This is a genomic window from Pseudomonas sp. EGD-AK9 (genome assembly GCF_000465935.2).
In the GTDB taxonomy this organism is placed as follows: Bacteria; Pseudomonadota; Gammaproteobacteria; order Pseudomonadales; family Pseudomonadaceae; genus Aquipseudomonas.
Window position 1 is genome coordinate 1 of record NZ_AVOF01000185.1, and the last position, 26124, is coordinate 26124.

At 66.2% G+C, this 26124-nt stretch carries 23 protein-coding genes and 4 tRNA genes; 25 read left to right on the plus strand and 2 right to left on the minus strand.

Features of this window, described 5'->3' with window-relative positions; translation table 11 throughout:
- From gspM to argR, 6 genes are all read left to right on the plus strand, one after another.
- On the plus strand, positions 1-229 hold a 229-nt coding region (gene gspM, locus N878_RS10025), incomplete at its 5' end, for a type II secretion system protein GspM (RefSeq protein ID WP_021443529.1).
- A 454-nt stretch (positions 230-683) separates the two neighbouring features.
- A complete protein-coding gene (locus tag N878_RS10030) occupies positions 684-1463 on the plus strand; it encodes an ABC transporter substrate-binding protein (RefSeq protein WP_021443530.1) in 780 nt (259 codons plus the stop codon).
- Positions 1464-1628: 165 nt separating this feature from the next.
- Positions 1629-2318, plus strand: coding sequence for an ABC transporter permease (locus tag N878_RS10035; protein WP_021443531.1), 690 nt, complete (start codon positions 1629-1631; stop codon positions 2316-2318).
- Positions 2319-2328: 10 nt separating this feature from the next.
- Positions 2329-3027: an ABC transporter permease gene (locus N878_RS10040; RefSeq protein ID WP_021443532.1), complete on the plus strand. Its 699-nt coding sequence runs from the start codon at positions 2329-2331 to the stop codon at positions 3025-3027.
- A 61-nt stretch (positions 3028-3088) separates the two neighbouring features.
- Complete coding sequence (locus tag N878_RS10045) at positions 3089-3853, plus strand: ABC transporter ATP-binding protein (protein WP_021443533.1); 765 nt, start codon at positions 3089-3091, stop codon at positions 3851-3853.
- A 75-nt stretch (positions 3854-3928) separates the two neighbouring features.
- A complete protein-coding gene (argR, locus tag N878_RS10050; RefSeq protein ID WP_021443534.1) occupies positions 3929-4909 on the plus strand; it encodes a transcriptional regulator ArgR in 981 nt (326 codons plus the stop codon).
- On the opposite strand, the gene N878_RS10055 is transcribed toward argR, so the two are convergent.
- The gene (locus N878_RS10055; RefSeq protein WP_021443535.1) at positions 4906-6603 is read right to left on the minus strand and encodes a SulP family inorganic anion transporter; all 1698 of its coding nucleotides are present in this window, start codon (positions 6601-6603) and stop codon (positions 4906-4908) included. The genes argR and N878_RS10055 overlap by 4 nt on opposite strands.
- 418 nt (positions 6604-7021) lie before the next feature.
- Between N878_RS10055 and N878_RS10060 the strand changes: the two genes are divergently transcribed.
- From N878_RS10060 to N878_RS10130, 15 genes are all read left to right on the plus strand, one after another.
- A complete protein-coding gene (locus N878_RS10060; protein WP_021443536.1) occupies positions 7022-8242 on the plus strand; it encodes an aspartate aminotransferase family protein in 1221 nt (406 codons plus the stop codon).
- Positions 8243-8377: 135 nt separating this feature from the next.
- A complete protein-coding gene (gene aruF, locus N878_RS10065) occupies positions 8378-9394 on the plus strand; it encodes an arginine/ornithine succinyltransferase subunit alpha (RefSeq protein WP_021443537.1) in 1017 nt (338 codons plus the stop codon).
- Positions 9395-9489: 95 nt separating this feature from the next.
- Complete coding sequence (gene astA, locus N878_RS10070) at positions 9490-10506, plus strand: arginine N-succinyltransferase (RefSeq protein WP_021443538.1); 1017 nt, start codon at positions 9490-9492, stop codon at positions 10504-10506.
- Between the two features lie 61 nt (positions 10507-10567).
- Complete coding sequence (gene astD / locus N878_RS10075) at positions 10568-12031, plus strand: succinylglutamate-semialdehyde dehydrogenase (protein WP_021443539.1); 1464 nt, start codon at positions 10568-10570, stop codon at positions 12029-12031.
- Entirely contained in the window at positions 12031-13377 is a 1347-nt protein-coding gene (gene astB / locus N878_RS10080) for an N-succinylarginine dihydrolase (protein ID WP_021443540.1), read from the plus strand. The genes astD and astB overlap by 1 nt, the downstream gene beginning before the upstream one ends.
- A gap of 25 nt (positions 13378-13402) precedes the next feature.
- On the plus strand, positions 13403-13681 hold the full coding sequence (locus N878_RS10085; RefSeq protein ID WP_003244469.1) for a hypothetical protein: 279 nt from the start codon (positions 13403-13405) through the stop codon (positions 13679-13681).
- 17 nt (positions 13682-13698) lie between these two features.
- Positions 13699-14709 (plus strand): succinylglutamate desuccinylase, encoded by a 1011-nt coding sequence (gene astE / locus N878_RS10090; protein ID WP_021443541.1) that lies wholly within the window; start codon positions 13699-13701, stop codon positions 14707-14709.
- 179 nt (positions 14710-14888) lie between these two features.
- On the plus strand, positions 14889-15893 hold the full coding sequence (ltaE, locus tag N878_RS10095) for a low-specificity L-threonine aldolase (RefSeq protein WP_021443542.1): 1005 nt from the start codon (positions 14889-14891) through the stop codon (positions 15891-15893).
- Positions 15894-16018: 125 nt separating this feature from the next.
- Positions 16019-18643 (plus strand): alanine--tRNA ligase, encoded by a 2625-nt coding sequence (gene alaS / locus N878_RS10100; protein ID WP_021443543.1) that lies wholly within the window; start codon positions 16019-16021, stop codon positions 18641-18643.
- A gap of 102 nt (positions 18644-18745) precedes the next feature.
- A complete protein-coding gene (locus N878_RS10105) occupies positions 18746-19984 on the plus strand; it encodes an aspartate kinase (protein ID WP_021443544.1) in 1239 nt (412 codons plus the stop codon).
- A 188-nt stretch (positions 19985-20172) separates the two neighbouring features.
- Complete coding sequence (gene csrA / locus N878_RS10110; RefSeq protein ID WP_003244478.1) at positions 20173-20358, plus strand: carbon storage regulator CsrA; 186 nt, start codon at positions 20173-20175, stop codon at positions 20356-20358.
- A gap of 61 nt (positions 20359-20419) precedes the next feature.
- A tRNA-Ser gene (locus tag N878_RS10115) sits at positions 20420-20510 on the plus strand.
- Between the two features lie 44 nt (positions 20511-20554).
- Positions 20555-20631 (plus strand) — tRNA-Arg (locus N878_RS10120).
- Positions 20632-20702: 71 nt separating this feature from the next.
- Positions 20703-20779 (plus strand) — tRNA-Arg (locus tag N878_RS10125).
- Between the two features lie 72 nt (positions 20780-20851).
- Positions 20852-20928 (plus strand) — tRNA-Arg (locus tag N878_RS10130).
- Positions 20929-21209: 281 nt separating this feature from the next.
- On the opposite strand, the gene N878_RS10135 is transcribed toward N878_RS10130, so the two are convergent.
- On the minus strand, positions 21210-22139 hold the full coding sequence (locus N878_RS10135) for an alpha/beta fold hydrolase (protein WP_021443545.1): 930 nt from the start codon (positions 22137-22139) through the stop codon (positions 21210-21212).
- Between the two features lie 115 nt (positions 22140-22254).
- On the opposite strand from N878_RS10135, the gene N878_RS10140 reads away from it, so the two are divergent.
- The 4 genes from N878_RS10140 (at position 22255) to N878_RS10155 (ending at position 25927) form a co-directional block, all read left to right on the plus strand.
- Positions 22255-23088: an ABC transporter substrate-binding protein gene (locus tag N878_RS10140; RefSeq protein WP_021443546.1), complete on the plus strand. Its 834-nt coding sequence runs from the start codon at positions 22255-22257 to the stop codon at positions 23086-23088.
- Between the two features lie 9 nt (positions 23089-23097).
- Complete coding sequence (locus N878_RS10145) at positions 23098-23451, plus strand: DUF4398 domain-containing protein (protein ID WP_021443547.1); 354 nt, start codon at positions 23098-23100, stop codon at positions 23449-23451.
- Positions 23451-24263 (plus strand): OmpA family protein, encoded by an 813-nt coding sequence (locus N878_RS10150; RefSeq protein WP_031302982.1) that lies wholly within the window; start codon positions 23451-23453, stop codon positions 24261-24263. The genes N878_RS10145 and N878_RS10150 overlap by 1 nt, the downstream gene beginning before the upstream one ends.
- 194 nt (positions 24264-24457) lie before the next feature.
- The gene (locus N878_RS10155) at positions 24458-25927 is read left to right on the plus strand and encodes a PLP-dependent aminotransferase family protein (RefSeq protein ID WP_021443549.1); all 1470 of its coding nucleotides are present in this window, start codon (positions 24458-24460) and stop codon (positions 25925-25927) included.
- Positions 25928-26124 lie beyond the last annotated feature (197 nt).

A 26124-nucleotide genomic window follows, 5' to 3' on the forward strand; every position in this document is an offset into this window, starting at 1 on the left:
GCAGGGGCTGGTCACCGCCTCGGCGGCGGAGCAGGGCCTGGCCATCGAGCGCCTGGATGCCGAGGGCCAGGGCGCGGTGCAGGTCAGCCTGCAGCCGGCGCCGTTCGAGCAGTTGTTGCGCTGGCTGCAGGCGCTGGAAGGGCAGGGTGTGCGCATCGAGGAGGCCGGCATGGAGCGTCGCGACGAGGGACGGGTGGCGGCGCGGTTGGGTTTGCGGGTTGGCCCTTGAGGGAGGCGCCAGGTGGCTGGCGCGTATGGCGCACCCTACGCGTTGCGGTAACAGGGTGCGTCGGGATGGGGCGTTAGGGAACGTTCGGGCCCCGTTGCGGTGCCGCACGGGCCGCCGCTGCGCCATGGCCTGGGCGCTGCAGGCCCGGTGAATCGGGGGTTTCATGGAATAAGGCGCGATTATTGCTTCAGTATTCCGTTTGCGATTCTTTTCGCGCTGCACGTTTAGGTGCGTCTGTCAATACGCCTGCCCGGCGCCTCCAGGGCTTCTGTAATTAGTTGTCGCATTGAGGAAATATCGCCTCAGCCCCTGTCGCTAGAATGCCGCTCACCCAGCCAAGGCCCTTTGCCCGCTCGCTTGCGCGGCAAAGACCAGCAGTCTTTCTACAATTCATTCAAAGGCCAGGGCCAATCCCACTGCCATCGATGCCATTCCCATTCGAAGGAGCAAAAAAATGAAGAAGATCGCACTTCTCGGCGCGCTGGCGCTGTCCCTGTTGTCGCCGCTGGCTATGGCCGATGATGCCAAACCGCTGCGCATCGGCATCGAGGCGGCGTACCCGCCCTTCGCCTTCAAGACCCCGGATGGCGCCATCAGCGGCTTCGACTACGACATCGGTCAGGCCCTGTGCGAAGAAATGCAGGTCAAATGCCAGTGGATCGAGCAGGAGTTCGACGGCCTGATCCCGGCGCTCAAGGTGCGCAAGTTCGACGCCGTGCTGTCGTCCATGTCGATCACCGAGGACCGCCTGAAGTCGGTGGACTTTTCCAAGAAGTACTATCACACCCCGGCCAAGCTGGCGATGAAGGCCGGCACCGAGCTGAAGGATCCGTTGGTCGACCTCAAGGGCAAGAAGGTCGGCGTGCAGCGCGCCTCCATCTACGACCGTTACGCCACCGACGTCTTCGCCCCGGCCGGTATCGAGGTGGTGCGCTACAGCTCGCAGAACGAGATTTTCCTGGATATGCAGTCCGGTCGCCTGGATGCCACCCTGGCCGACTCGGTGAACATCGACGACGGCTTCCTAAAGACCGATGCCGGCAAGGGCTTCGCCTTCGTCGGCCCGGACTACACCGACACCAAGTACTTCGGCGAGGGTGCCGGTATCGCCGTGCGCAAGGGCGACAAGGCCCTGGCCGACAAGATCAGCGCTGCCATCCTGGCCATCCGCGCCAACGGCAAGTACAAGGAGGTGCAGGACAAGTACTTCGCCTTCGACGTCTACGGCGAGTAAGCGCAACGCACGGCAAGTGGCACAGGCTTCACTCGCGGTTTGTGCTGCTTCTTTCTGGTCGCCGGTCCTGGCGGCCGCCCTCTGGGCCGTCGCGGAGCCTGGCTCCCGGCAGTTTCTGTTGTGCTACCTGGCGCCGTTCGCGGTGCCCGCATGAGGTACTAGCGCATGCTTCAAGGCTACGGCTCGACCATTCTCGACGGTGCCTGGCTCACCCTGCTTCTGGCCCTGACATCGATGGCGGTGGCGATTTTTCTCGGCCTGCTCGGTGCGGCCTTTCGCCTGTCGCCGATTCGCTGGCTGGCCATGCTCGGCGAGACCTACGCCACGGTGATTCGCGGCATTCCCGACCTGGTGCTGATCCTGCTGATCTTCTACGGCGGCCAGGATCTGGTGAACCGCGTCGCGCCGCTGCTCGGCTACGACGACTACATCGACATCAATCCCTTCGTCGCCGGCGTGTTCACCATGGGCTTCATCTTCGGTGCCTACCTGTCGGAGACCTTCCGCGGCGCCTTTATGGCCATCCCTAAAGGCCAGGCCGAGGCCGGCGCGGCCTACGGCATGAGCGGGGTGCAGGTGTTCTTCCGCATCCTGGTGCCGCAGATGATCCGCTTCGCCATCCCCGGCTTCACCAACAACTGGCTGGTGCTGACCAAGGCCACCGCACTGATCTCGGTGGTCGGCCTGCAGGACATGATGTTCAAGGCCAAGAGCGCCGCCGACGCGACCCGCGAGCCGTTCACCTTCTACCTGGCGGTGGCGGCGCTGTACCTGGTGCTGACCAGTGTTTCCCTGCTGGCCCTGCGTTTCCTCGAGAAACGCTATTCGGTCGGCACCAAGGCCGCCGAGCTGTAGGAGCCGTGCCATGATCTTCGACTACAACATGATCTGGGAGAACCTGCCGCTGTACTTCAGCGGCGTGCTGGTGACCCTGAAAATCCTCCTGATCTCCCTGGCCCTGGGCCTCAGCCTGGCGCTGCCGCTGGCGCTGATGCGGGTGTCCAAGTCGCCGCTGGTGAATTTTCCGGCCTGGCTCTACACCTACGTGATCCGCGGCACGCCGATGCTGGTGCAGCTGTTTCTGATCTACTACGGTCTGGCCCAGTTCGAGTTCATCCGTGACAGCTTCATGTGGCCGTATTTCTCCAGTGCCACCTTCTGCGCCTGTCTGGCCTTCGCCATCAACACCAGCGCCTACACCGCGGAAATCCTCGCCGGCAGCCTCAAGGCCACGCCGCACGGCGAGATCGAGGCGGCCAAGGCCATGGGCATGTCGCGTGCCAAGCTGTACCGGCGCATCCTGCTGCCCTCGGCCCTGCGCCGCGCGCTGCCGCAATACAGCAACGAAGTGATCATGATGCTGCACACCACCTCGCTGGCGTCCATCGTCACCCTGATCGACATCACCGGCGCGGCGCGCACGGTTAGCTCGCAGTACTACATGCCGTTCGAGGCGTTCATCACTGCCGGCCTGTTCTACCTGGTGCTGACCTTCATCCTGGTGCGCCTGTTCAAGCGCGCCGAGTTGCGCTGGCTGGCCTACCTGGCGCCGCGCAAGGCCTGAACGGCGGTCGTCAATTTCCCTGGGTCGCCGGTTCGGCGGCTGATTCAAGAGAGTGGAAACCATGTACAAACTCGAAGTTCAGGACCTGCACAAGCGTTACGGCAGCCATGAGGTGCTCAAGGGCGTCTCCCTGGCGGCCAAGGCTGGCGACGTGATCAGCATCATCGGCTCGAGCGGCTCGGGCAAGAGTACCTTCCTGCGCTGCATCAACCTGCTGGAGCAGCCGCACGGCGGCAAGATCCTGCTCAACGGCGAGGAACTCAAGCTGGTGCCGAATAAGGAGGGGGCGCTCAAGGCCGCCGACGCCAAGCAGCTGCAGCGCATGCGCTCGCGCCTGTCGATGGTGTTCCAGCACTTCAATCTGTGGTCGCACATGAGCGCCCTGGACAACGTCATGGAGGCGCCGGTGCACGTGCTCGGCGTGGACAAGGCCGAGGCGCGCGACAAGGCCGAACACTACCTGGCCAAGGTCGGCGTGGCCCATCGCAAGGATGCCTATCCCGCGCACATGAGCGGCGGCGAGCAGCAGCGCGTGGCCATCGCCCGTGCCCTGGCCATGGAGCCGGAGGTGATGCTGTTCGACGAGCCGACCTCGGCGCTCGACCCGGAGCTGGTCGGCGAGGTGCTCAAGGTGATGCAGGACCTGGCTCAGGAGGGGCGCACCATGGTGGTGGTGACCCACGAGATGGGCTTCGCCCGCGAGGTGTCCAACCAGCTGGTGTTCCTGCACAAGGGCGTGGTCGAGGAGCGTGGCAACCCGCGCGAAGTGCTGGTCAATCCGCAGTCCGAGCGGCTGCAGCAGTTCCTTTCCGGCAGTCTCAAGTAACCAGCGGCTACACTTCGCCCAGGGCCTGCTCTCACCGCAGCAGGCCGACGCGCAGCAGACTTTGAACAGGCTCTCATGACCCCCCATCGAATCGGCTTCCTCTACTGGCCCGGCACCAAGGCCCTGACCCTGTCGCTGGCCGAGGAGGCGTTGCGCGTGGCGCAGCGTGTGCATCCGGAAGTGGTGTACGAGTTGGTGTTCCTCCAGGCCGAGCCGCTGGCCGCCGGTGACTGGCGCCTGCCCGGCGAGCCCTGGGCCGGTCATCTGGACGGTTGCGACAAGCTGTTCCTGCTCGCCGACGTGCCGCCGGCGACGGTTTCCGCCGGCCTGGCTGCCGCGCTCAAGCAGCAGGTGCGCAGCGGTTGCGTGATCGGCGGGCTGTCCGCCGGGGTCTATCCGCTGGCCCAGCTCGGCCTGCTCGACGGCTACCGCGCGGCGGTGCACTGGCGCTGGCAGGACGACTTCGCCGAGCGTTTCCCCAAGGTCATCGCCACCAGTCACCTGTTCGACTGGGACCGCGACCGCCTCAGTGCCTGCGGCGGTTTGGCGGTGCTCGATCTGCTGCTGGCGGTGCTGGCGCGCGACCATGGCGCCGAGCTGGCCGGTGCGGTCAGCGAGGAGCTGGTGGTCGAGCGCATCCGCGAGGGCGGCGAGCGCCAGCGCATCCCGCTGCAGAACCGCCTCGGCTCCAGCCACCCCAAGCTGACCCAGGCGGTGCTGCTGATGGAGGCCAATATCGAGGAGCCGCTGACCACCGACGAGATCGCCCAGCACGTGTGTGTGTCGCGCCGCCAGCTGGAGCGGATCTTCAAGCAGTACCTCAACCGCGTGCCCAGCCAGTACTACCTGGAGCTGCGCCTGAACAAGGCGCGCCAGCTGTTGATGCAGACCAGCAAGTCGATCATCCAGATCGGTCTGTCCTGCGGCTTCTCCTCCGGGCCGCATTTCTCCAGCGCCTACCGCAACTTCTTCGGCGCCACCCCGCGCGACGACCGCAACCAGCGGCGCAGCAACAGCCCCTTCGAACTCACCTCCACTCCGGTCGAGCGCGGCTAGGCGCGCTGAGCCCCTCCATCCAGTGGTCCGGGAGTGCGGAGGCGAGTCGGGGCGCACTGCTGCGCCTGGTACTGGCTGATGGCCTGCTGCGCGTTGAACAGCAGGCGCTCTTTGCCGAGCTGCTCTGCCAGGCCGGCATGCCGGACCATCTGCAGCGCATCCGGATTCAATCCTGCCAGCCACAGGCTGATGCCCTGCTGCGCAGCATGTTGTTCGGCCTCCTGCAGCATCTTCAGGGCGGTGTACTCGATGTCCGTCACCCGACTCATATCCAGGGCCAGCACCCTTGGCTGGTACTGGCTCAGCAAGGCCTTGATCCGGTCGGTGACCCCCTGGGCGTTGATAAAGAACAGGCGGCCCTCGGGGCGCACCAGCAGCAGTCCGTCGAAGAGTTCGTCGTCTGGATGTTCCTTCGACAGCGGGCGCAGCACGTCGGTGCCAGGCTTGCGGCCAATCACGTACACGTGGGGGTTGGCAGTCTGGCTGGCGAGGCCCACCAGCGATACCACGATGGCGACCACAATACCCTGCAGCGTGCCGAACAGCAGTACGCCGACACAGGCGGTGCAGGCCCAGCGAAATTCCATGCTGCGCACCTGCAGAATCGAGCGGAACTCGGCGGGCTGGATCAGGCCGACCGAGTAAACGATCACCACGGCTGCCAGGGTCGCGTGGGGCAACAGGCCGAGCAGGGGGGCGAACAGCAGCATGGTTGCCGCAGCGCTGCCGGCGGTCACCAGCGAGGCCATCTGCGAGCGGCCGCCGGCGGCCTTGACCACCGCGGTCTGCGAGGTGCCGCCGCCGGCGGGCATGGCGCCGAACAGGGCGCCGCCCAGATTGGCGGCGCCAGTCGCCAGCAATTCGCGGTTGGCATTGATCGGCGGTTGGTCGGTTTCGGCAAAGGCGCGCCCGGCGGCAATAGACTCGGTAAAGCTCATCAGTGCGATGCCCAATGCCCCAGGTAACAACTGCATCAGCAGACTGGCGTCCGGTAGCGTCAGAGATGGCAGGCCCTGCGGGATCAGGCCGACAATCGAGACGCCCTGGGCCTGCAGGCCGAGCATCCAGGCCGCGGCGATACCGCCTGCCACCGCGACCAGTGGCGCAGGCGAGTGTGGCCACAGACGTTCCATGCCGATCAGTACCACCAGTGTGGCAATCGCCACGGCCAGGGTGGCCAGCGAGGTCTGTGGCAGCAGGCTGACCAGGCTCAGCAGGTCGGCAAAGAAGCCCTGTTTGTCCAGGTGCAGGCCCAGCAGTTTGGGTATCTGGTCGAGCACTATGACCAGACCGATGCCGGCCTTGAAGCCGGTCAGTACCGGGGTGGAGATGAAGTTGGCGATAAAGCCCAGGCGCAACGCCGCGGCCAGCATCAGCAAGGCGCCCACCAGTGCGCTGAGCGTGGCTGCCGCAACAATCAGTCTGGCGGGGTCGCCATCTGGTACGGCGAGGCCGAGTTGGGTGCCGGCCAGGATCGCCAGGGTGGTGGTCGAGCTGACGCTGAGCACGCGTGAACTACCGAGCAGGGCGTAGATCAGCATCGGCACGAATGCGGTATACAAGCCGACGGCCACCGGAAGTCCGGCAACGGTGGCATAAGCCATGGCCTTGGGTAGCACCACGGCGGCCGCCGTGAGGCCCGCGACCAGGTCGAAGCGCCAGGTCTTGCCGAGATCGTTGAACGGTATCGTCATCTGCGGTTCTCCTCGCTTCTGGCTGCTTGGCTGAGGCGCCGATGCGTGTGCCGGCACGTTGTGGTTGCAGCGTACTGGGCTGGTTCGGGTGGGTTTCCGGTAAACGATAGTCGAGGCGGCCGCGGGGGGGGGGGCGCAGGAGGCTGTCGGCTCGGGAAGGGGCTGCGGCGCGTCCGGCATCCTGCTTTTTTCCCTGCGGGGGCTAGGATGTCGCTGTGCAGCGTTTAAACTGCGCCTTTCCGACGCTTTCTGTCGCTTTGACGAAAGCCCCCGGAAAACCTGGGTTGGCGCTATAAGAAGTTGTCGCATGGCGGCAATGCCGGCCCCGAATCAGTCCCTACAATCCTTGCATTCCCCGCCGCAATGGGCCGCCCGCGTGGCTTGCTGCAGGCCGGTTTTCCTTATCAGGAGAGTTTCGATGTCCGTTCAGCACGATGCGGTGCAACGCACCGATTTCGACCAGTTCATGGTTCCCAACTATGCTCCCGCAGCCTTCGTACCCGTGCGCGGCCAGGGCTCGCGAGTCTGGGATCAGAGCGGTCGAGAGCTGATCGACTTCGCCGGCGGCATCGCCGTCAACGTGCTCGGCCACTGCCACCCGGCCCTGGTCGGCGCGCTGACCGAGCAGGCCAACACCCTCTGGCACGTGTCCAACGTGTTCACCAACGAGCCGGCGCTGCGCCTGGCCAAGAAGCTGGTCGAGGCCACCTTCGCCGAGCGCGTGTTCTTCTGCAACTCCGGCGCCGAGGCCAACGAGGCCGCGTTCAAGCTGGCCCGGCGCGTGGCCCACGACCGTTTCGGCGCGGACAAGCACGAGATCATCGCCGCCACCAACAGCTTCCACGGCCGTACCCTGTTCACCGTCAGCGTCGGCGGCCAGCCCAAGTACTCCGACGGCTTCGGGCCGAAGATCCAGGGCATCACCCATGTCCCGTACAACGATCTGGAGGCGCTGAAGGCGGCCATTTCCGACAAGACCTGCGCGGTGGTGCTGGAGCCGATTCAGGGCGAGGGCGGCGTGCTGCCGGCCGACCAGGCCTACCTGGAGGGCGCCCGCGCCCTGTGCGACGCGCACAACGCGCTGCTGGTGTTCGACGAAGTGCAGAGCGGCATGGGCCGCAGCGGCGAGCTGTTCGCCTACATGCACTACGGCGTAACCCCGGACATCCTCTCCAGCGCCAAGAGCCTGGGCGGCGGCTTCCCCATCGGCGCCATGCTCACCACCAGCGAGCTGGCCAAGCACCTGACGGTCGGCACCCACGGCACCACCTACGGCGGCAACCCGCTGGCCTGTGCGGTGGCCGAGGCGGTGGTCGACGTGATCAATACCCCCGAGGTGCTGGCTGGGGTCAAGGCCAAGCACCAGCGCTTCGCCGCCAAGCTCAGCGAGCTCGGCGAGCGCTTCGGCATGTTCACCCAGGTGCGTGGCCTGGGCCTGCTGCTCGGCTGCGTGCTCAGCGACGCCTGGAAGGGCAAGGCCAAGACGATTCTCGATGCCGCCGCCGGCGAAGGTTTGATGGTGCTGCAGGCAGGCCCCGACGTGGTGCGCTTCGCCCCCAGCCTGGTGGTGGAAGACGCCGATATCGACGAGGGCCTGGCCCGCTTCGAGCGCGCCCTGAACAAGCTGGCCAACGCCTGAGCGAGTGCCCGGCGCAGGTAGGCGCCGGGCTTCCCTCACGGATGACGATCCTGTGTGTGCCGGGGTTGATGACCTCGGCGTTCTCCGGCTGCCCGTGCGTGGCATCCGGGGCTTTTCTTGAAAAGGAGTGACCCCATGCTGGTAATGCGCCCTGCGCAAATGGCGGACCTGGCGGATGTGCAGCGGCTCGCCGCGGATAGCCCGGTGGGTGTCACTTCGCTGCCGGACGATGCCGAGCGGCTGCGCGACAAGATTGCCGCCTCGGAGGCGTCGTTCGCCGCCGAAGTCAGCTTCAACGGCGAGGAAAGCTACTTCTTCGTCCTCGAGGACAGCGCCAGCGGACGCCTGGTCGGCTGCTCGGCGATCGTCGCCTCGGCCGGCTACTCCGAACCCTTCTACAGCTTTCGCAACGAGACCTTCGTGCACAACTCGCGCGAGCTGAAGATCCACAACAAGATTCACGTGCTGTCGCTGTGTCACGACCTGACCGGCAATAGCCTGCTCACCAGCTTCTACGTCGAGCGGCCGCTGGTCAGCAGCGTGTTCGCCGAGCTCAACTCACGCGGCCGCCTGCTGTTCATGGCCGGCCACCCCGAGCGCTTCGCCGATGCGGTAGTGGTGGAGATCGTCGGCCACAGCGACGAGCACGGCGACTCGCCGTTCTGGGACGCGGTGGGGCGCAACTTCTTCGACATGAACTACACCGAGGCCGAGCGCCTGTGCGGGCTGAAGAGCCGCACCTTCCTCGCCGAGCTGATGCCGCATTACCCCATCTACGTGCCGCTGCTGCCGGACGAGGCGCAGGAGGCCATGGGCCAGGTGCACCCGCGGGCGCAGATCACCTTCGACATCCTGATGCGCGAAGGCTTCGAGACCGACCACTACATCGACATCTTCGACGGCGGGCCGACCCTGCATGCGCGCACCTCGGGCATCCGCAGCATCGCCCAGAGCCGCCTGGTGCCGGTGAAGCTCGGCGAGGCCGAGAAGGGCGGGCGCCAGTACCTGGTGAGCAACGGCCAGTTGCAGGATTTCCGCGCCATAGTCGCCGACCTCGACTGGGTGCCGGGCAAGCCCGTATGCCTCAGCCTGGAGGCCGCCGAGGCCCTGGGCGTCGGCGAAGGCGCCAGCGTCCGGCTGGTGGCGGTTTAAACCGAAGCGGCAAGCTGCAAGCCACGAGCGGCAAGCCAGCCTGTCTTCTAACTTGTAGCTTGCCGCTTGAAGCTCTTAGCTGATCCGGAGGATCCATGATCGTTCGTCCCGTGCGCAGCGCCGATTTGCCGGCGCTGATCGACCTGGCACGCAGTACCGGCGCCGGCCTGACCACCCTGCCGGCCAACGAGGAGCGCCTGGCGCACCGGGTCGGCTGGGCCGAGAAGACCTTCCGCGGCCAGGCCGAGCGTGCCGACGCCGACTACCTGTTCGTGCTCGAGGACGACGCTGGCCGTGTCGTCGGCATCTCCGCCGTGGCCGGTGCCGTCGGCCTGCGCGAGCCCTGGTACAACTACCGGGTCGGCCTGACCGTCAGCGCCTCGCAGGAGCTGCACATCCACCGTCAGGTACCGACGCTGTTCCTGGCCAACGACCTGACCGGCAACTCCGAGCTGTGCTCGCTGTTCCTGCATGCCGAGCACCGCACCGGCCTCAACGGCCGCCTGCTGTCGAAGGCGCGCTTCTTGTTCATCGCCGAGTTCCGCGAGCTGTTCGGCGACAAGGTGATCGCCGAGATGCGCGGCATGTCCGACGCCGAGGGCCGTTCGCCGTTCTGGGAGAGCCTGGGGCGGCACTTCTTCAAGATGGAGTTCAGCCAGGCGGACTACCTCACCGGGGTCGGCAACAAGGCCTTCATCGCCGAGCTGATGCCCAAGTTCCCGCTCTATACCTGCTTCCTCTCCGAGGATGCGCGCGCGGTGATCGGTCGCGTCCACCCCGACACCGAGCCGGCGCTGGCCATGCTCAAGGCCGAGGGGTTCAGCTACCAGGGCTACGTCGACATCTTCGACGCCGGCCCGGCCATCGAGGCGGAAACCGCGAAGATCCGCGCGGTGCGTGACAGCCAGAACCTGGTGCTGGCGATCGGCACCCCGGGCGACGACGCCGCGCCGTTTTTGATGCACAACCGCAAGCGCGAGGACTGCCGCATCACCGCCGCCCCGGCGCGACTGGCCGCCGGCACCCTGGTGGTCGACCCGCAGACCGCCAAGCGCCTGCAGCTGTCGGCGGGCGACCAGGTGCGTGCGGTGCCGCTGTCGGCGCGCGGCTGAGACGATTTCTTTTTGCGCAGGCCCCGCGCCTGCCGATGAACGCTGGGAGTGATAGAACAAAATGAGCACTCATTACATCGCAGGCCACTGGTACGCGGGCGAGGGCGAGCCGCTGCAGTCGCTCGACCCGGTCAGCCAGGCGGTGATCTGGCAGGGCCGCGGCGCCAGCGCGGCGCAGGTCGACCAGGCCGTGCAGGCTGCGCGCGCCGCCTTCTCGCTGTGGGCCGCGCATTCGCTGGATGGCCGTATCGCCGTGCTGGAGCGCTTCGCCGCTTGCCTGAAGACCCATGCCGACGAGCTGGCGCGCGCCATCGGCGAGGAAACCGGCAAGCCGCTGTGGGAGGCGGCCACCGAGGTGACCAGCATGGTCAACAAGGTCGCCATCTCCATTCAGAGCTACCGTGAGCGCACCGGCGAGAAGAGCGGGCCACTGGCCGACGCCACCGCCGTGCTGCGGCACAAGCCGCATGGCGTGGTGGCGGTGTTCGGCCCCTACAACTTCCCCGGCCACCTGCCCAACGGCCATATAGTCCCGGCGTTGCTGGCGGGCAACTGCGTGCTGTTCAAACCCAGCGAGCTGACCCCCAAGGTCGCCGAGCTGACCGTCAAGTGCTGGGCCGAAGCCGGCCTGCCGGCCGGCGTGCTCAACCTGCTGCAGGGTGGGCGCGAGACCGGTGTGGCGCTGGCCGGCCATCCCGGCATCGACGGCCTGTTCTTCACCGGCTCCAGCCGCACCGGCAACCTGCTGCACGCCCAGTTCGCCGGCCGCCCGGACAAGATCCTGGCGCTGGAGATGGGCGGCAACAACCCGCTGATCGTCGACCAGGTGGCCGATATCGATGCGGCGGTCTACACCATCGTCCAGTCGGCCTTTATCAGCGCCGGGCAGCGCTGCACCTGCGCGCGCCGCCTGCTGGTGCCGCAAGGGCAGTGGGGCGATGCGTTGCTGGCGCGCCTGGTGCAGGTCGCAGCCGGGCTCAAGGTCGGTCGTTTCGACGCACAGCCGGCGCCCTTCATGGGCTCGGTGATCTCCCTGCAGGCCGCCGCGCAGTTGCTGCAGGCTCAGGCCGATCTGCTGGCCAAGGGCGCCACCGCGCTGCTGGCCATGACCCAGCCGCAGGCCGGCGCCGCGCTGCTGACCCCGGGCATCCTCGACGTCACCGCGGTGGCCGAGCGCCCGGACGAGGAGTTCTTCGGCCCGCTGCTGCAGGTGATTCGTTACGCCGACTTCGACGCCGCCATCGCCGAGGCCAACGCCACCGTCTACGGTCTGGCCGCCGGCTTGCTGTCGGACTCCAAGGCGCGCTACGAACAGTTCTGGCTGCACAGCCGTGCCGGCATCGTCAACTGGAACAAGCAACTGACCGGCGCCGCCAGCACTGCGCCCTTCGGCGGCGTCGGTGCCTCCGGCAACCATCGCGCCAGCGCCTACTACGCCGCGGACTACTGCGCCTACCCGGTGGCCTCGCTGGAAAGCGACACCCTGGCCCTGCCCACCACCCTGACTCCGGGAGTGACTCTGTAATGACTGCCTATGAGATGAACTTCGACGGCCTGGTGGGGCCGACCCATAACTACGGCGGGCTGTCCTACGGCAACGTCGCGTCGCAGAGCAACAGCCAGGCGGTCTCCAGCCCGAAGGACGCCGCCAAGCAGGGCCTGGCGAAGATGAAGGCGCTGATGGAGATGGGCTTCAAGCAGGGCGTGCTGGCCCCGCAGGAGCGTCCGGACGTCGCCGTGCTGCGCAGCCTGGGCTTTACCGGCAGCGACGCGCAGGTGATCGAGCGGGCCGCCAAGGACGCCATGCCTTTGCTGGTTGCAAGCTGCTCGGCCTCCAGCATGTGGACGGCCAACGCCTGCACCGTCAGCCCCAGCGCCGACACGGCCGACGGCCGCGTGCATTTCACTGCCGCCAACCTCAACTGCAAGTTCCACCGCAGCATCGAGCACCCCACCACCAGCCGCGTGCTGCAGGCGATGTTCGCCAGCGAGAAGCACTTCGCCCATCACCCGGCGCTGCCGGCGGTCAGCCAGTTCGGCGACGAGGGCGCGGCCAACCACACGCGCTTCTGCAAGGGCTACGGCGAGCCGGGCGTGGAGTTCTTCGTCTACGGCCGCAGCGCCTTCGATAGCCGCTATCCGGCCCCGCAGCGCTACCCGGCGCGGCAGACCCTGGAAGCCTCGCAGGCGGTGGCCCGCCTGCACGGACTGAGCGAGCAGGGCGTGGTCTACGCCCAGCAGACGCCCGAGGTGATCGACCAGGGCGTGTTCCACAACGACGTGATCGCGGTGGGCAACGGCGAGGTGCTGTTCCATCACCAACACGCCTTCCTCGACAGGGACCGGGTGCTGGCCGAACTCGGCGACAAGCTCGCCCGCCGCGGCGGCAATTTCCAGGCCGTCTGCGTGCCCGATAGCGCGGTGAGCGTGGAGGATGCGGTCAAGTCCTACCTGTTCAACAGCCAGCTGCTGACCCGCGAAGACGGCTCGATGCTGCTGGTGGTGCCGGAGGAGTGCCGCAACAACGCCAGCGTCTGGCGTTACCTGGAGCAGCTGCTCGCCAGCAACGGGCCGATCCGCGAGGTCAAGGTGTTCGACCTCAAGCAGAGCATGCAGAACGGCGGCGGCCCGGCCTGCCTGCGCCTGCGCGTGGCGCTCAAGGAGCAGGAGCTGGCCGCGGTCAATCCGGGCGTGGTGATGAGTCCCGGGCTGCACGACATCCTGGTGGCCTGGGTCGACAAGCACTACCGCGACCGCCTGAGCGAAGCCGACCTGGCCGATCCGCAATTGCTGATCGAATGCCGCACGGCATTGGATGAACTGACGCAGATCCTTAAACTGGGCTCGGTCTATCCTTTCCAGATGACCTGAACCTCGCCCCAACCTCGGAGATTTTATGAGCGACGCCCTGCAACTGATTCTCGAAGATAACGACGGCACCCAACTGGAAACCTCCTGCAGCCGCTTTGCCGTGGTCTGGCAGGGCAAGGAGCTGTGGGTCCAGGCCGTTGGCGACCAGTTGCTGATCGGCGTCGACGTGGAGGAGGGCGACAGCGAGTACGCCAACCTGCTGCTGCGCCCCCAGGCCACCAACCTGGTCAGCCTGCAGCTGGAGATGGAGCCGGCGATCGCCGACGAGGATGATCATGTTCACGGCCCGGACTGCAATCACTAAGCCCTGAGGAGTGTCTGATGCTTGCCCTCGGCAAACTGCTTGAACTGACCCTGGCCGGCCATGAGCCGTCGGCGAAGATCCAGTTGACCCCCGAGGGCACGCGTTTGCGCTGGCTGGCCGAAGGCGCGCTGGAGGTGACCCCGCCGGCGGCGCGCGACAGCGGCCTGGATCTGTTGCTGTCGGCCGGCATCCACGGTAACGAAACCGCCCCGATCGAGCTGCTCGACCGCCTGCTGCGCGGCATCGCGCGCAACGAGCTGCACCCGGCGGCGCGCATGCTCTTCCTGTTCGGCAACCCCGAGGCCATGCGCCGCGGCGAGCGTTACGTGGAGCAGGACATCAACCGCCTGTTCAATGGGCGCCACGAGCAGTCCAGCGGCTTCGAGGCGATCCGCGCCTGCGACCTGGAACACCTGGCGGCGACCTTCTTCAGCAAGGACGGCCGCACCCGCCTGCACTACGACCTGCACACCGCCATTCGCGGTTCGAAGATCGAGCAGTTCGCCCTCTACCCCTGGCATCAGGGCCGCGCCCACTCGCGCCGCGAACTCGAGCGCCTGCGCGCCGCCGGCATCGAGGCGGTGCTGCTGCAGAACAAGGGCTCGATCACCTTCAGTTCCTACACCTATGCCCAGCTCGGCGCCGAGGCCTTCACCCTGGAGCTGGGCAAGGCACGTGCCTTCGGCCAGAACCAGCTGGTCAACCTCGACCTGCTGGAGAATGCCCTCGTCGAACTGATCGAAGGGCGCGAACCGGCGCCGCAGGCCCAGGGCCTGGACGGCCTGCAACTGTTCGCCGTGGCGCGCGAGATCATCAAGCACAGCGACAGCTTCCAGCTGCACCTGCCGGCCGATATCGAGAACTTCAGCGAACTGGAGCCCGGCTACCTGCTCGCCGAAGACATCGCCGACACCCGCTGGGTGGTGGAAGAGCCGGGCGCACGCATCATCTTCCCCAATCCCAAGGTGAAGAACGGCCTGCGTGCCGGCATCCTGATCGTGCCGGACGACGGTTCCAACCTGGCGTAGCCCGGGTGACAGCTGTAGGAGCGGCTTCAGCCGCGAACCCTGGCTGATCGCTTCGCGGCTAAAGCCGCTCCCGCATGGAGGGGGCGCTTTCCGGCCGATTTCGCAGCCAACTGTATCTTGTGACGGCGCGAGGCGGCCTCGTAGCATGGCCTTTTCCATGCCACTCAAGGATGTCCGCCATGCCTCTGATCGACCTGCGCAGCGATACCGTCACCCAGCCCACCGCCGGCATGCGCGCTGCCATGCTCGCCGCCGAGCTGGGCGACGATGTCTACGGCGAGGATCCTACGGTCAATCGCCTGGAGGCCTGGCTGGCCGCGGAGCTGGGCTTCGCGGCGGCGCTGTTCGTGCCCACCGGCACCATGAGCAACCTGCTCGGCCTGATGGCCCATTGCGAGCGCGGCGACGAGTACATAGTCGGCCAGCAGGCGCACACCTACAAATACGAGGGCGGCGGCGCCGCGGTGCTCGGCTCGATCCAGCCGCAACCGCTCGACGGCGAGGCCGACGGTTCGCTGGACCTGGCCAGGGTCGAGGCGGCGATCAAGCAGGACGACTTCCACTTCGCCCGCACCCGCCTGCTGGCCCTGGAAAACACCATGCAGGGCAAGGTGCTGCCGCTGGCCTATCTGGCCGCCGCCCGCGAGCTGACCCGTCGCCGCGGCCTGGCCCTGCACCTGGACGGTGCGCGGCTGTACAACGCCGCGGTCAAGCTGGGCATGCCGGCGCGGGAGATCACCCAGCACTTCGATTCGGTCTCGGTGTGCCTGTCCAAGGGCCTCGGCGCGCCGGTCGGTTCGGTGCTGTGCGGCAGCACGGCGTTGATCGGCAAGGCGCGGCGTCTGCGCAAGATGGTCGGCGGCGGCATGCGCCAGGGCGGCGTACTGGCGGCGGCGGGGCTGTATGCGCTGCAGCACCAGGTCGAGCGTCTGGCCGCGGATCACGCCAACGCCGCGCGCCTGGGTGAAGCTTTGCTCGAGCTGGGCTACAGCGTCGAGCCGGTGCAGACCAACATGGTCTATGTGCAACTCGGCGAGCGTGCCAGCACGGTAAAGGCCTTTATGGCCGAGCGCGGCATCGCCGTGAGCGCTGCGCCGCGCCTGCGCCTGGTCACCCATCTGGACGTCAACGCTGAGCAAATCGAGCAGGTGATCGAGGCTTTCGCCGCTTTTCGCTCGTTCTGAGTCGCAAGCGCAGCGCCGCAGCGGCGCCAGCGATCAACAAGGCACTAGCCGCGCGCGGTGGGCCCGATATAATGCGGCCCTTTGCCGGCTTTTGCCGTGGCCGCCTGTTTCCGTGGAAGACCCCTATGAAAAGCGCAGAAATCCGTGAAGCCTTCCTGAGCTTCTTCGAAGAAAAAGGGCACACCCGTGTCGCTTCCAGCTCGCTGATCCCGGCGAACGACCCGACCCTGCTGTTCACCAACGCGGGGATGAACCAGTTCAAGGACTGCTTCCTCGGCCTGGAAAAGCGCGCCTACACCCGCGCCACCACCAGCCAGAAGTGCGTACGCGCCGGCGGCAAGCACAACGACCTGGAAAACGTCGGCTACACCGCGCGCCACCACACCTTCTTTGAAATGCTGGGCAATTTCAGCTTCGGCGACTACTTCAAGCGTGATGCCATCCATTTCGCCTGGGAATTCCTCACCTCCGACAAATGGCTGAACCTGCCCAAGGAGAAGCTCTGGGTCACCGTCTACGCCACCGACGACGAGGCCTACGACATCTGGACCCAGGAAGTCGGCATCCCTGCCGAGCGAATGATCCGCATCGGCGACAACAAGGGCGCGCCCTATGCGTCCGACAACTTCTGGGCCATGGGTGACACCGGCCCCTGCGGTCCCTGCACCGAGATCTTCTTCGACCACGGCGAGCACATCTGGGGCGGCCCGCCCGGCAGCCCGGAAGAGGACGGCGACCGCTACATCGAGATCTGGAACAACGTGTTCATGCAGTTCAACCGCACTGCCGACGGCGTGCTGCACCCGCTGCCGGCGCCGAGCGTGGACACCGGCATGGGCCTGGAGCGCATCAGCGCCGTGCTGCAGCACGTCAACTCCAACTACGAGATCGACCTGTTCCAGAACCTGCTGGCCGCCGCGGCCAAGGCCATCGGCTGCAGCAACGACGGCCAGGCCTCGCTCAAGGTGGTGGCCGACCATATCCGCTCCTGCGGCTTCCTCATCGCCGACGGCGTCACCCCGTCCAACGAGGGCCGCGGCTACGTGCTGCGCCGCATCATTCGCCGCGCCTGCCGCCACGGCAACAAGCTCGGCGCCAAGGGCAGCTTCTTCTACCAGATCGTCGCCGCCCTGGTGGCCGAGATGGGCGAGGCCTTTCCCGAGCTCAAGCAACAGCAGGCGCATATCGAGCGCGTGCTGAAGACCGAGGAAGAGCAGTTCGCCAAGACCCTGGAGCAGGGCCTGAAGATCCTCGAGCAGGATCTGGTCGGCCTCAAGGGCAAGGTCATTCCCGGCGAAACCGTGTTCAAGCTGTACGACACCTATGGCTTCCCCTACGACCTGACCGGCGACATCGCCCGCGAGCGCGGCCTGAGCCTCGACGAGAGCGGCTTCGAGCGCGAGATGGCCGCCCAGCGCGAGCGCGCCCGTTCCGCCAGCGCCTTCGGCATGGACTACAACGCCCTGGTCAAGGTCGACGCCGACACCCGTTTCCTCGGCTACGAAGGCACCCGCGGCAGCGGCACCATTATTGCCCTGTTCGCCGACGGCCAGGCCGTCGACAGCTTGCAGGAAGGCGAGGAGGGCGTGGTGGTGCTGGATCAGACCCCGTTCTACGCCGAATCCGGCGGCCAGGTCGGCGACTGCGGCTACCTGGAGGGTGCCGGCGTCAGCTTCGAGGTGCGCGACACCACCAAGGCCGGCGGCGCCTTCCTGCACCATGGCGTGGTCGCCAAGGGCAGCCTCAGCGTCGGCGCCTCGCTCAAGGCCGAGGTCGACGCCAGCGTGCGTCAGGCCACCGCGCTCAACCACTCGGCCACCCACCTGCTGCACGCCGCGCTGCGCCAGGTGCTCGGCGAGCACGTGCAGCAGAAGGGCTCGCTGGTCGACAGCCAGCGCCTGCGTTTCGACTTCAGCCACTTCGAGGCGATCAAGCCCGAGCAGCTCAAGGCGCTGGAAGACATAGTCAACGCCGAGATCCGCAAGAACTCCGAGGTGGAAACCGAGGAAACCGATATCGACACCGCCAAGGCCAAGGGCGCCATGGCCCTGTTCGGTGAGAAGTACGGCGATCAGGTGCGCGTGCTGAGCATGGGCGGCGACTTCTCCGTCGAGCTGTGCGGCGGCACCCACGTTTCGCGTACCGGCGATATCGGCCTGTTCAAGATCACCAGCGAAGGCGGCGTGGCCGCCGGCGTGCGCCGCATCGAGGCGGTTACCGGCGCCGCGGCGCTGGGTTACCTGAACGCGGCCGAGGAGCAGCTCAAGGAAGCCGCGGTGCTGGTCAAGGGCAGCCGCGACAACCTGCTGGACAAGCTGGCCGGCGTGCTCGAGCGCAACCGTCAGCTGGAGAAGGAACTGGAGCAGCTCAAGGCCAAGGCCGCCAGCGCCGCCGGCAACGACCTGGCCGGCGCAGCCGTCGAGGTCAAGGGCGCCAAGGTCCTGGCCGCGCGGCTCGACGGGCTGGACGGCAAGGCGCTGCTGGCGCTGGTCGACCAGCTGAAGAACAAGCTCGGCAGCGCGGTGATCCTGCTTGGCGGCGTGTTCGAGGAGAAGGTGGTGCTGGTCGCCGGCGTGACCCAGGACCTGACCGCCAAGCTCAAGGCCGGCGACCTGATGCGTCAGGCCGCAGCGGCCGTGGGCGGCAAGGGTGGCGGTCGCCCGGACATGGCCCAGGGCGGCGGCGTCGACGCCGGCAAGCTGGACGAGGCCCTGGCCCTGGCGCAGGGTTTCGCCGAGCAAGGCTTGTAACGAGCGTGAATGCGGGGCCCGCAGTGCGTCCGGCGGGCCTTGGCAGTGTGACCCGATGCGGGTTTAATGGGCGCCCTTCGAGGAATCAGGCGGCTTTTTGAAATGGCTTTGATCGTACAGAAGTTTGGAGGCACCTCAGTCGGCACCGTCGAGCGTATCCAGCAGGTGGCCGAGAAGGTGAAGAAGTTCCGCGAGAAGGGCGACGACATCGTCGTCGTGGTCTCCGCCATGAGCGGCGAGACTAACCGCCTGATCGACCTGGCCAAACAGGTCAGTGACGGCGACCCGGTGCCGCGCGAGCTGGACGTGATGGTGTCCACCGGCGAGCAGGTGACCATCGCCCTGCTGGCCATGGCGCTGATCAAGCGCGGCGTGCCGGCGGTGTCCTACACCGGCAACCAGGTGCGCATCCTCACCGACAGCGCGCACAACAAGGCGCGCATTCTGCAGATCGACGACCAGAAGATTCGCGCCGACCTCAAGGCCGGCCGCGTCGTCGTCGTCGCCGGCTTCCAGGGCGTCGACGAGCACGGCAGCATCACCACCCTCGGTCGCGGCGGCTCCGACACCACCGGCGTGGCCCTGGCCGCGGCGCTGAAGGCCGACGAATGCCAGATCTACACCGACGTCGATGGCGTCTACACCACCGACCCGCGCGTGGTGCCGCAGGCCCAGCGCCTGGAGAAGATCACCTTCGAGGAAATGCTGGAAATGGCCAGCCTCGGTTCCAAGGTGCTGCAGATCCGTTCGGTGGAGTTCGCCGGCAAGTACAACGTCCCGCTGCGCGTCCTGCACAGCTTCCAGGAGGGCCCGGGCACCCTCATTACCCTTGATGAAGAGGAATCCATGGAACAGCCGATCATTTCCGGCATCGCCTTCAACCGCGACGAAGCCAAGCTGACCATCCGTGGGGTGCCGGATATCCCTGGCATCGCCTTCAAGATTCTCGGCCCGGTCAGCGCCGCCAATATCGAAGTGGACATGATCGTGCAGAACGTCTCGCACGATAACACCACCGATTTCACCTTCACCGTGCACCGCAACGACTACAACAACGCCCTGACCGTGCTGCAGAAAACCGCCGACGAGCTGGGTGCCCGCGAAGTGGTCGGCGACACCAACATCGCCAAGGTCTCCATCGTCGGCGTCGGCATGCGTTCCCACGCCGGCGTCGCCAGCCGCATGTTCGAGGCGCTGGCCAAGGAAAGCATCAATATCCAGATGATCTCCACCTCGGAAATCAAGGTCTCCGTGGTGATCGAGGAGAAATATCTGGAACTGGCCGTGCGCGCACTGCACACTGCCTTCGAGCTCGACGCCCCGGCACGACAGGGCGAGTAACGCATGATCCGAAAGGCGCGGCTGGTTCCGCGCCTTTCGTCTTTTTGACTGGTGCGTCGGAACTTTCTTTCTGCGCGCTCTGGTCAATACTTGGGTGAAGGTTCCCGGGCTTGAGTTCGTTGGGGGCTGCCACCATTTTCTTTTTTGCAGACTGTTGTCCTGAAAATGAAATCCGTGAGGAGAAAGGAATGCTGATTCTGACTCGCCGGGTCGGAGAGACCCTGATGGTCGGTGACGATGTGACTGTCACCGTGTTGGGTGTGAAAGGTAATCAGGTGCGCATTGGCGTCAACGCGCCCAAAGAGGTTGCCGTGCACCGTGAAGAAATCTACCAGCGCATCCAGAAAGAGAAGGGTGACGAACCAAGCCACTAATTTTTCTACAAATTTTTGTTTGCAAACGGGGAAAACATGTTTATCATGCGCCCCGTGTTGCGGAGAGGTGGCCGAGTGGCCGAAGGCGCTCCCCTGCTAAGGGAGTACACCTCAAAAGGGTGTCGGGGGTTCGAATCCCCCCTTCTCCGCCATATTTAGTCAATCAGGCAGCACGCCTGGTCGGCGACAGCGACACGGACTCATAGCTCAGCTGGATAGAGTACTCGGCTACGAACCGAGCGGTCGGAGGTTCGAATCCTCCTGAGTCCGCCATCTTGGATGGCTTGCAGCAGTGCAAGCCATTTTGCTTCAACCAGCAGCGATCTGGTCTAAAAGCGCTAAACGGACTCATAGCTCAGCTGGATAGAGTACTCGGCTACGAACCGAGCGGTCGGAGGTTCGAATCCTCCTGAGTCCGCCATATCGAATGGCGCTGCAGCGATGCAAGCCAGGTTGTTTCAACCAGCGGTGATCTGGTCTAAAAGCGCCAAACGGACTCATAGCTCAGCTGGATAGAGTACTCGGCTACGAACCGAGCGGTCGGAGGTTCGAATCCTCCTGAGTCCGCCATACCCAAAGGGCCTGCAGCGATGCAGGCCCTTTTTTATTGGCTATTGGGGGCAATGGCTCGCAGGTTGGGCTTTAGCCCACCAACGGTGGTTGGCGTGGGCTAAAGCGGATCGCCGTCCGGCCCACCCTAAAAGGCCCCTAGGCTTTCCTTGGAGCGCCCGGCAATAGCTAACAGAGACGTGGCCTTTATATTGGTAATTCGGCTCCGTCGAAGGCGAAGCGAGACCCGTGGGTCTACGCCGTGTGCGCCAGTCCCGGTTGGCTTGATTTTACGGGATGCCTCAGCGCCTCAGTCCTTCGAGAAAACGCCGGTAGAGCAGGGCGCTTTCCTGCGGTCGCTCCAGCATCGGCGCATGGCCGACGTCCGGCATCACCACCACGCTGGGCTGGCGCAACAACGGCCGCATCACCTCGATGCTGGACACATGCAGCACGCGGTCCTGCTCGCCCCACAGCAGCAGGGTCGGGGCCTGGATTTTCGGCAGTTCCGGCTCCAGCGGGATATAGCGCTCGACCAGTTGCTGGAATACCCGCTCGTAATGCTCGCGGTTGGCCATCGACCGTTCGGCCAGGTGGCGCCGGAGCGACTCGGGCAGGTAGGGCGGCTCGACGAAGACGAACTGCAGCAGGCGCTGGAAGTCTTGCGGCTGCCGTACCACCAGCGGGTTGGGTGCGCCGCGTTCGAGCAGTTCGAAGAGTTCGCTCTTGCTCGGCGCCTCGACCCCGGCGTTGTCGAACAGCGCCAGCGAGCGCACCCGCTGCGGGTAGCGCGCGGCAAAGAGGGCGGCGATATGCCCGCCCATGGAGTTGCCCAGCAGATGGGCGCGATCGATATCCAGCGCGTCGAGGATGCTCGCCAGGCGTTCGGCCTGGGTGCCGACGTCGTAGCTGCCGACGGGGCGGTCGCTGTCGCCGAAGCCGGGCAGGTCGAGGGCGATCACCCGATAGCGGTCCGTCAGCTGGCGGGAAAAGCGCAGCCAGTTATCCTTGTCCGCGGCGAAGCCGTGGATCAGCACCAGGGTTTCGCCCTTTGCCGGCCCTCCCTGGTAGTAATGGATGTTAAGATCGCCGGCACGCAGCTGTTCGTGGCTCAGTCCGGCGCGCTGCTGCTCGATCAGGCGCAGGCTGGCCAGCTGGGTCGCCGGAAAGAAGTAGAGCGTCGCGGCGGCAGCGGCGAGCAGCAGTATCAGGCCGAACAGCAGTTTTTTCATGGCGCGTCCTTATCGCGAATTATTATGGCGGCGCCATTAAGCTAGCATGAACATGGATGGTTTCCCGGGCTTGCCCACCTTCCTTGTCGATCACCGCATGAACCGAGAGTAGCCAATGCCCGAGCGTTGTCTGTTTAAGTCCCTGCTGCTGTGGTGCGCCCTGGCGCTGATGCCGGCAGCCGCCCTGGCGGTGGGCAAGTGCGAGCGCCTGGTGGCGACCGGCAATCCCGAGTATCCGCCCTACCTGTGGCGCGATCCGCAGAATCCGCAGCAGCTGATCGGCGCCAACGCCGACCTGCTCAAGCACCTGGCCAAGGAGCTCGGTCTGGTGGTGGACGTGATCCACACCGGGCCCTGGTCGCGGGCGCAGGACGAGGTGCGCACCGGGCGGGTCGACCTGATCGCCGGCGCCTTCCTCACCCTGCCGCGTCTGGAGAGCATGGACTACGTGCATCCGGCCTTCTTCTTCACCCCCAGCGTGGTCTGGGTGCGCAAGGGCGAAGGTTTCCCCTACGGCAGCTGGGTCGACTTGCAGGGGCGCACCGGCGACACCCTGGTGGGCAACAGCTTCGGCCAGCAGTTCGATACCTACGCCAAGCAGCACCTGACCCTGGAGGGTGTGTCCAGCCTGACCCAGGCGTTCCAGAAGCTGCTGCTCGGGCGCACCGACTACGTGCTCTACGAGCGCTACCCGGGCCTGGCGTTGGCCGAAACCCTGGGCATGGACGACGACCTGGAGGTGCTGGAACCGCCGATCTCCAGCGAAGGTCTGTTCCTCACCCTGTCGCATAACTCGGCGTGCAACGAGCCCTGGCTGCGCGGACAGCTGGCGCGGAAAATGACAGAATTGGTCGCCGCCGGCCTGCCCGAGCAGTTGTTGCAACGCAACCTGGAGCTGTGGAAGGCCCAGCAGATGCAGCCCGACCCGGTCGGCGACGTCAATCAGTAGGAAACTCTCGTGATCAATCGACCCCTTTGCGCGCTGCTGCTGGCGCTGGGCCTGACGGCCTGCGCCAGCGATCCGGCGCCCACCGAACAACTGCGTCTGACCGAACAGGCGCTGGCCCAAGCCAAGGCCCTGGGCGTGGCCCGCGAGCAATCGGCGCCGTTGAGCCAGGCCGAAGACAAGCTGGCCCAGGCCCAGGCCGCGCTGCAGGACGGTCGCCACAAGCAGGCCCGGCTGCTGGCCGAGCAGGCCGAACTGGACGCCCGCCTGGCCGAGGCCGAGCACCTCAATGGCAAGGGGCGCGAGCAACTGGCCGAGCTGAACCAGCGCATCGGTCGTCTGCGCCAGCAATTGGGGGCCATGTGATGAGCCGCTCGATGCCCATCGCCGCCCTGCTGCTGGCGGCCACCTTGCTCGGCGGTTGCGCGGCCCAGCAGCCGGCCAGCGACCAGGCCCTGGAAGCGGCGCGCACCAGCTTCCAGACGGTCAAGGAAGATCCCAACGTCCTGCGTGCGGCGCCCAAGGACGTGATTCGCGCGGGCGAATCGCTGGCGCGGGCCGAGCGGCTGTCCAGCTACTGGGGCAGCGGCGCGGACGTGCGTCACTATGCCTACCTCAGCCAGCGTTATGCCGAGATCGCCCGTCAGCACAGCGAGATCGCCCTCAACCAGGAGCGCGTGGCCAAACTCGAGCTGGAGCGTGAGCGCCTGCAGCTGACCCTGCGCGAGGCCAAGCTGCTCAGCGTGCAGCAGCACAACGGCTGGCTGGAGGAACAGATGGTCAGCCTCGCCGCCAGCGAGACCGAGCGCGGTCTGGTGATGACCCTGGGCGACATGCTGTTCGATGCCGGGCGCGCCGAACTGCAGCCGGCGGCCAACCGCACCGTGCTCAAGCTGGTGCAGTTCCTGCAGATCAACCCGCAGCGGCGGGTGCGTATCGAGGGCTATACCGACAACACCGGCAGCGCCGAGGAGAACCTCGAACTGTCGCGCGCGCGGGCGCAGAGCGTGGCCGATCTGCTGGTGGACCTGGGCATCGACGCCAAGCGCCTGCAGGTGGTCGGCTACGGCGTCGACTTCCCGGTGGCGGAGAATGCCTCGGCGCGCGGGCGGGCGCAGAACCGTCGGGTGGAGATCGTCTTCTCCGACGAGCGCGGCCAGCTCGGCGCCGAACGCTAGATCCGCCCGGCTGCACACGAACCCCGGCCTGGCCGGGGTTTTTCGTTTCTGCGCCTGTCTGGCCGCAATCGCCTGGGCATAAGGCATACAGCTGCCGTACGGATACTGTATGGCCGACACTGTTCTGAACTGTGCCAGTACACTTTCGGGTAAATCGGCTACTGTTATGGTTCAGCGACCCGAAGGAGACGGCCATGACCAATCTGTTGCTCTACCAGCGCATCGCCCAGCAGTTGGCCGAGGACATTCGTCGGGGTGTCTACCAGCCGGGCGAGCGGGTGCCCTCGGTGCGCAAGATGAGCGCGCAGCTCAACGTCAGCCATGCCACCGTGCTGCAGGCCTACGCCAATCTGGAAGACCAGGGGCTGATCCGCGCGCGGCCGCAGTCCGGCTTCTACGTGCATCAGACACCGGCGCTGACCGCGCCGACCCCGGATATCGCGCGGGTCGAACGCCCCGGCCTGGTCACCCGCAGCAGCATCATCAACCAGGTGCTCACCGAGTCGCGCCGCGAGGGGGTGTTCCCGCTGGGCGCCGCGGTGCCGCACGTCGACTACCTGCCGGTGCGCGCGCTGCACCAGCAACTGGCCAAGGTCACCCGTTTCCACAGCCCGCGCGCCTTCAGCTACATGTTCAGCCCCGGCTTCGAGCCGCTGCGTCGGCAGGTGGCGATCCGCATGCGCGACGCCGGGGTGGTGGTCGACCCGTCCGAGGTGGTGATCACCCACGGCTGCGTCGACGCCCTGCAGATGAGCCTGCGCGTGCTGACCCAGCCGGGCGACCTGATCGCCGCCGAGTCGCCGACCTACTACGGCCTGCTGCAGCTGGCCGACCTGCTCGGCCTCAAGGTGATCGAGATTCCCAGTGACCCGACCACCGGCATCAGCCTGGAGGCCCTGCAGCTGGCGGCCAACCAGTGGCCGATCAAGGCGCTGGTGCTCACCGCGCGGCTGTCCAACCCGCTCGGCGGCACCGTTCCCGAGGAACGCCAGCGTCAGTTGCTGCGCCTGGCCGGCGACTACGACATCCAGATCATCGAGGACGATATCTACGGCGAGCTGATGTTCGAGCAAGGGCCGACCAAGGCGCTCAAGTCGCACGATCGCGACAGCCGGGTGATCTACTGCTCGAGCTTCTCCAAGACCCTGTCGCCCGGCGTGCGCATCGGCTGGATAGTCGCCGGCAGGTACCAGGACGAGATCCAGCGCCTGCAGACCTTCACCACCCACTCGGCGTGCAGCGTGACGCAGATGGCGGTGGCCGCCTACCTGGAAAACGGCGGCTACGACCGCCACCTGCGTTTCATCCGCCAGGAGTACCGCAAGAACCTCAGCGCCTTCCAGCTGGCGGTGCAGCAGTATTTCCCCGACGGTACGCAGATGACCCGGCCCAAGGGCGGCTTCATCCTCTGGGTCAGCCTGCCGGTGCGGGTCAATACCAAGGACCTGCACGTGCGCGCGCTGCAGCAGGGCATCTCCATCGCCCCCGGGCTGATCTTCAGCAACACCGAGCAGTTCAACCATTGCGTGCGGCTGAACTGCGGCATCCCGTGGAACCGCGAGGCCGAGCGCGCGCTGATGACCCTGGGCATGCTGGCCAGCCAGCTGTGCCAGGAGGTGAGCGGCGGCTTGTCGCTGGAGCGGGCGGGCGGCATAGCGGTTTAACCCGAATCGGACAGGGGCTGCGTCTACCTGAGCGAAGGTTCCATGTCATTGCTCAGGAGCTGCACCATGTCCGCTTATTCCGTACTGCTCGTTCGTCCGCTCGCCGCCGGTTTCGCCGCCGGTGTGTTGCTCGCCCTGGCCGCCTGCAGCGCCTCGGGCCCCGAAGCCGAGGCGCAGGGCAAGCCTGCCCCGGCCGC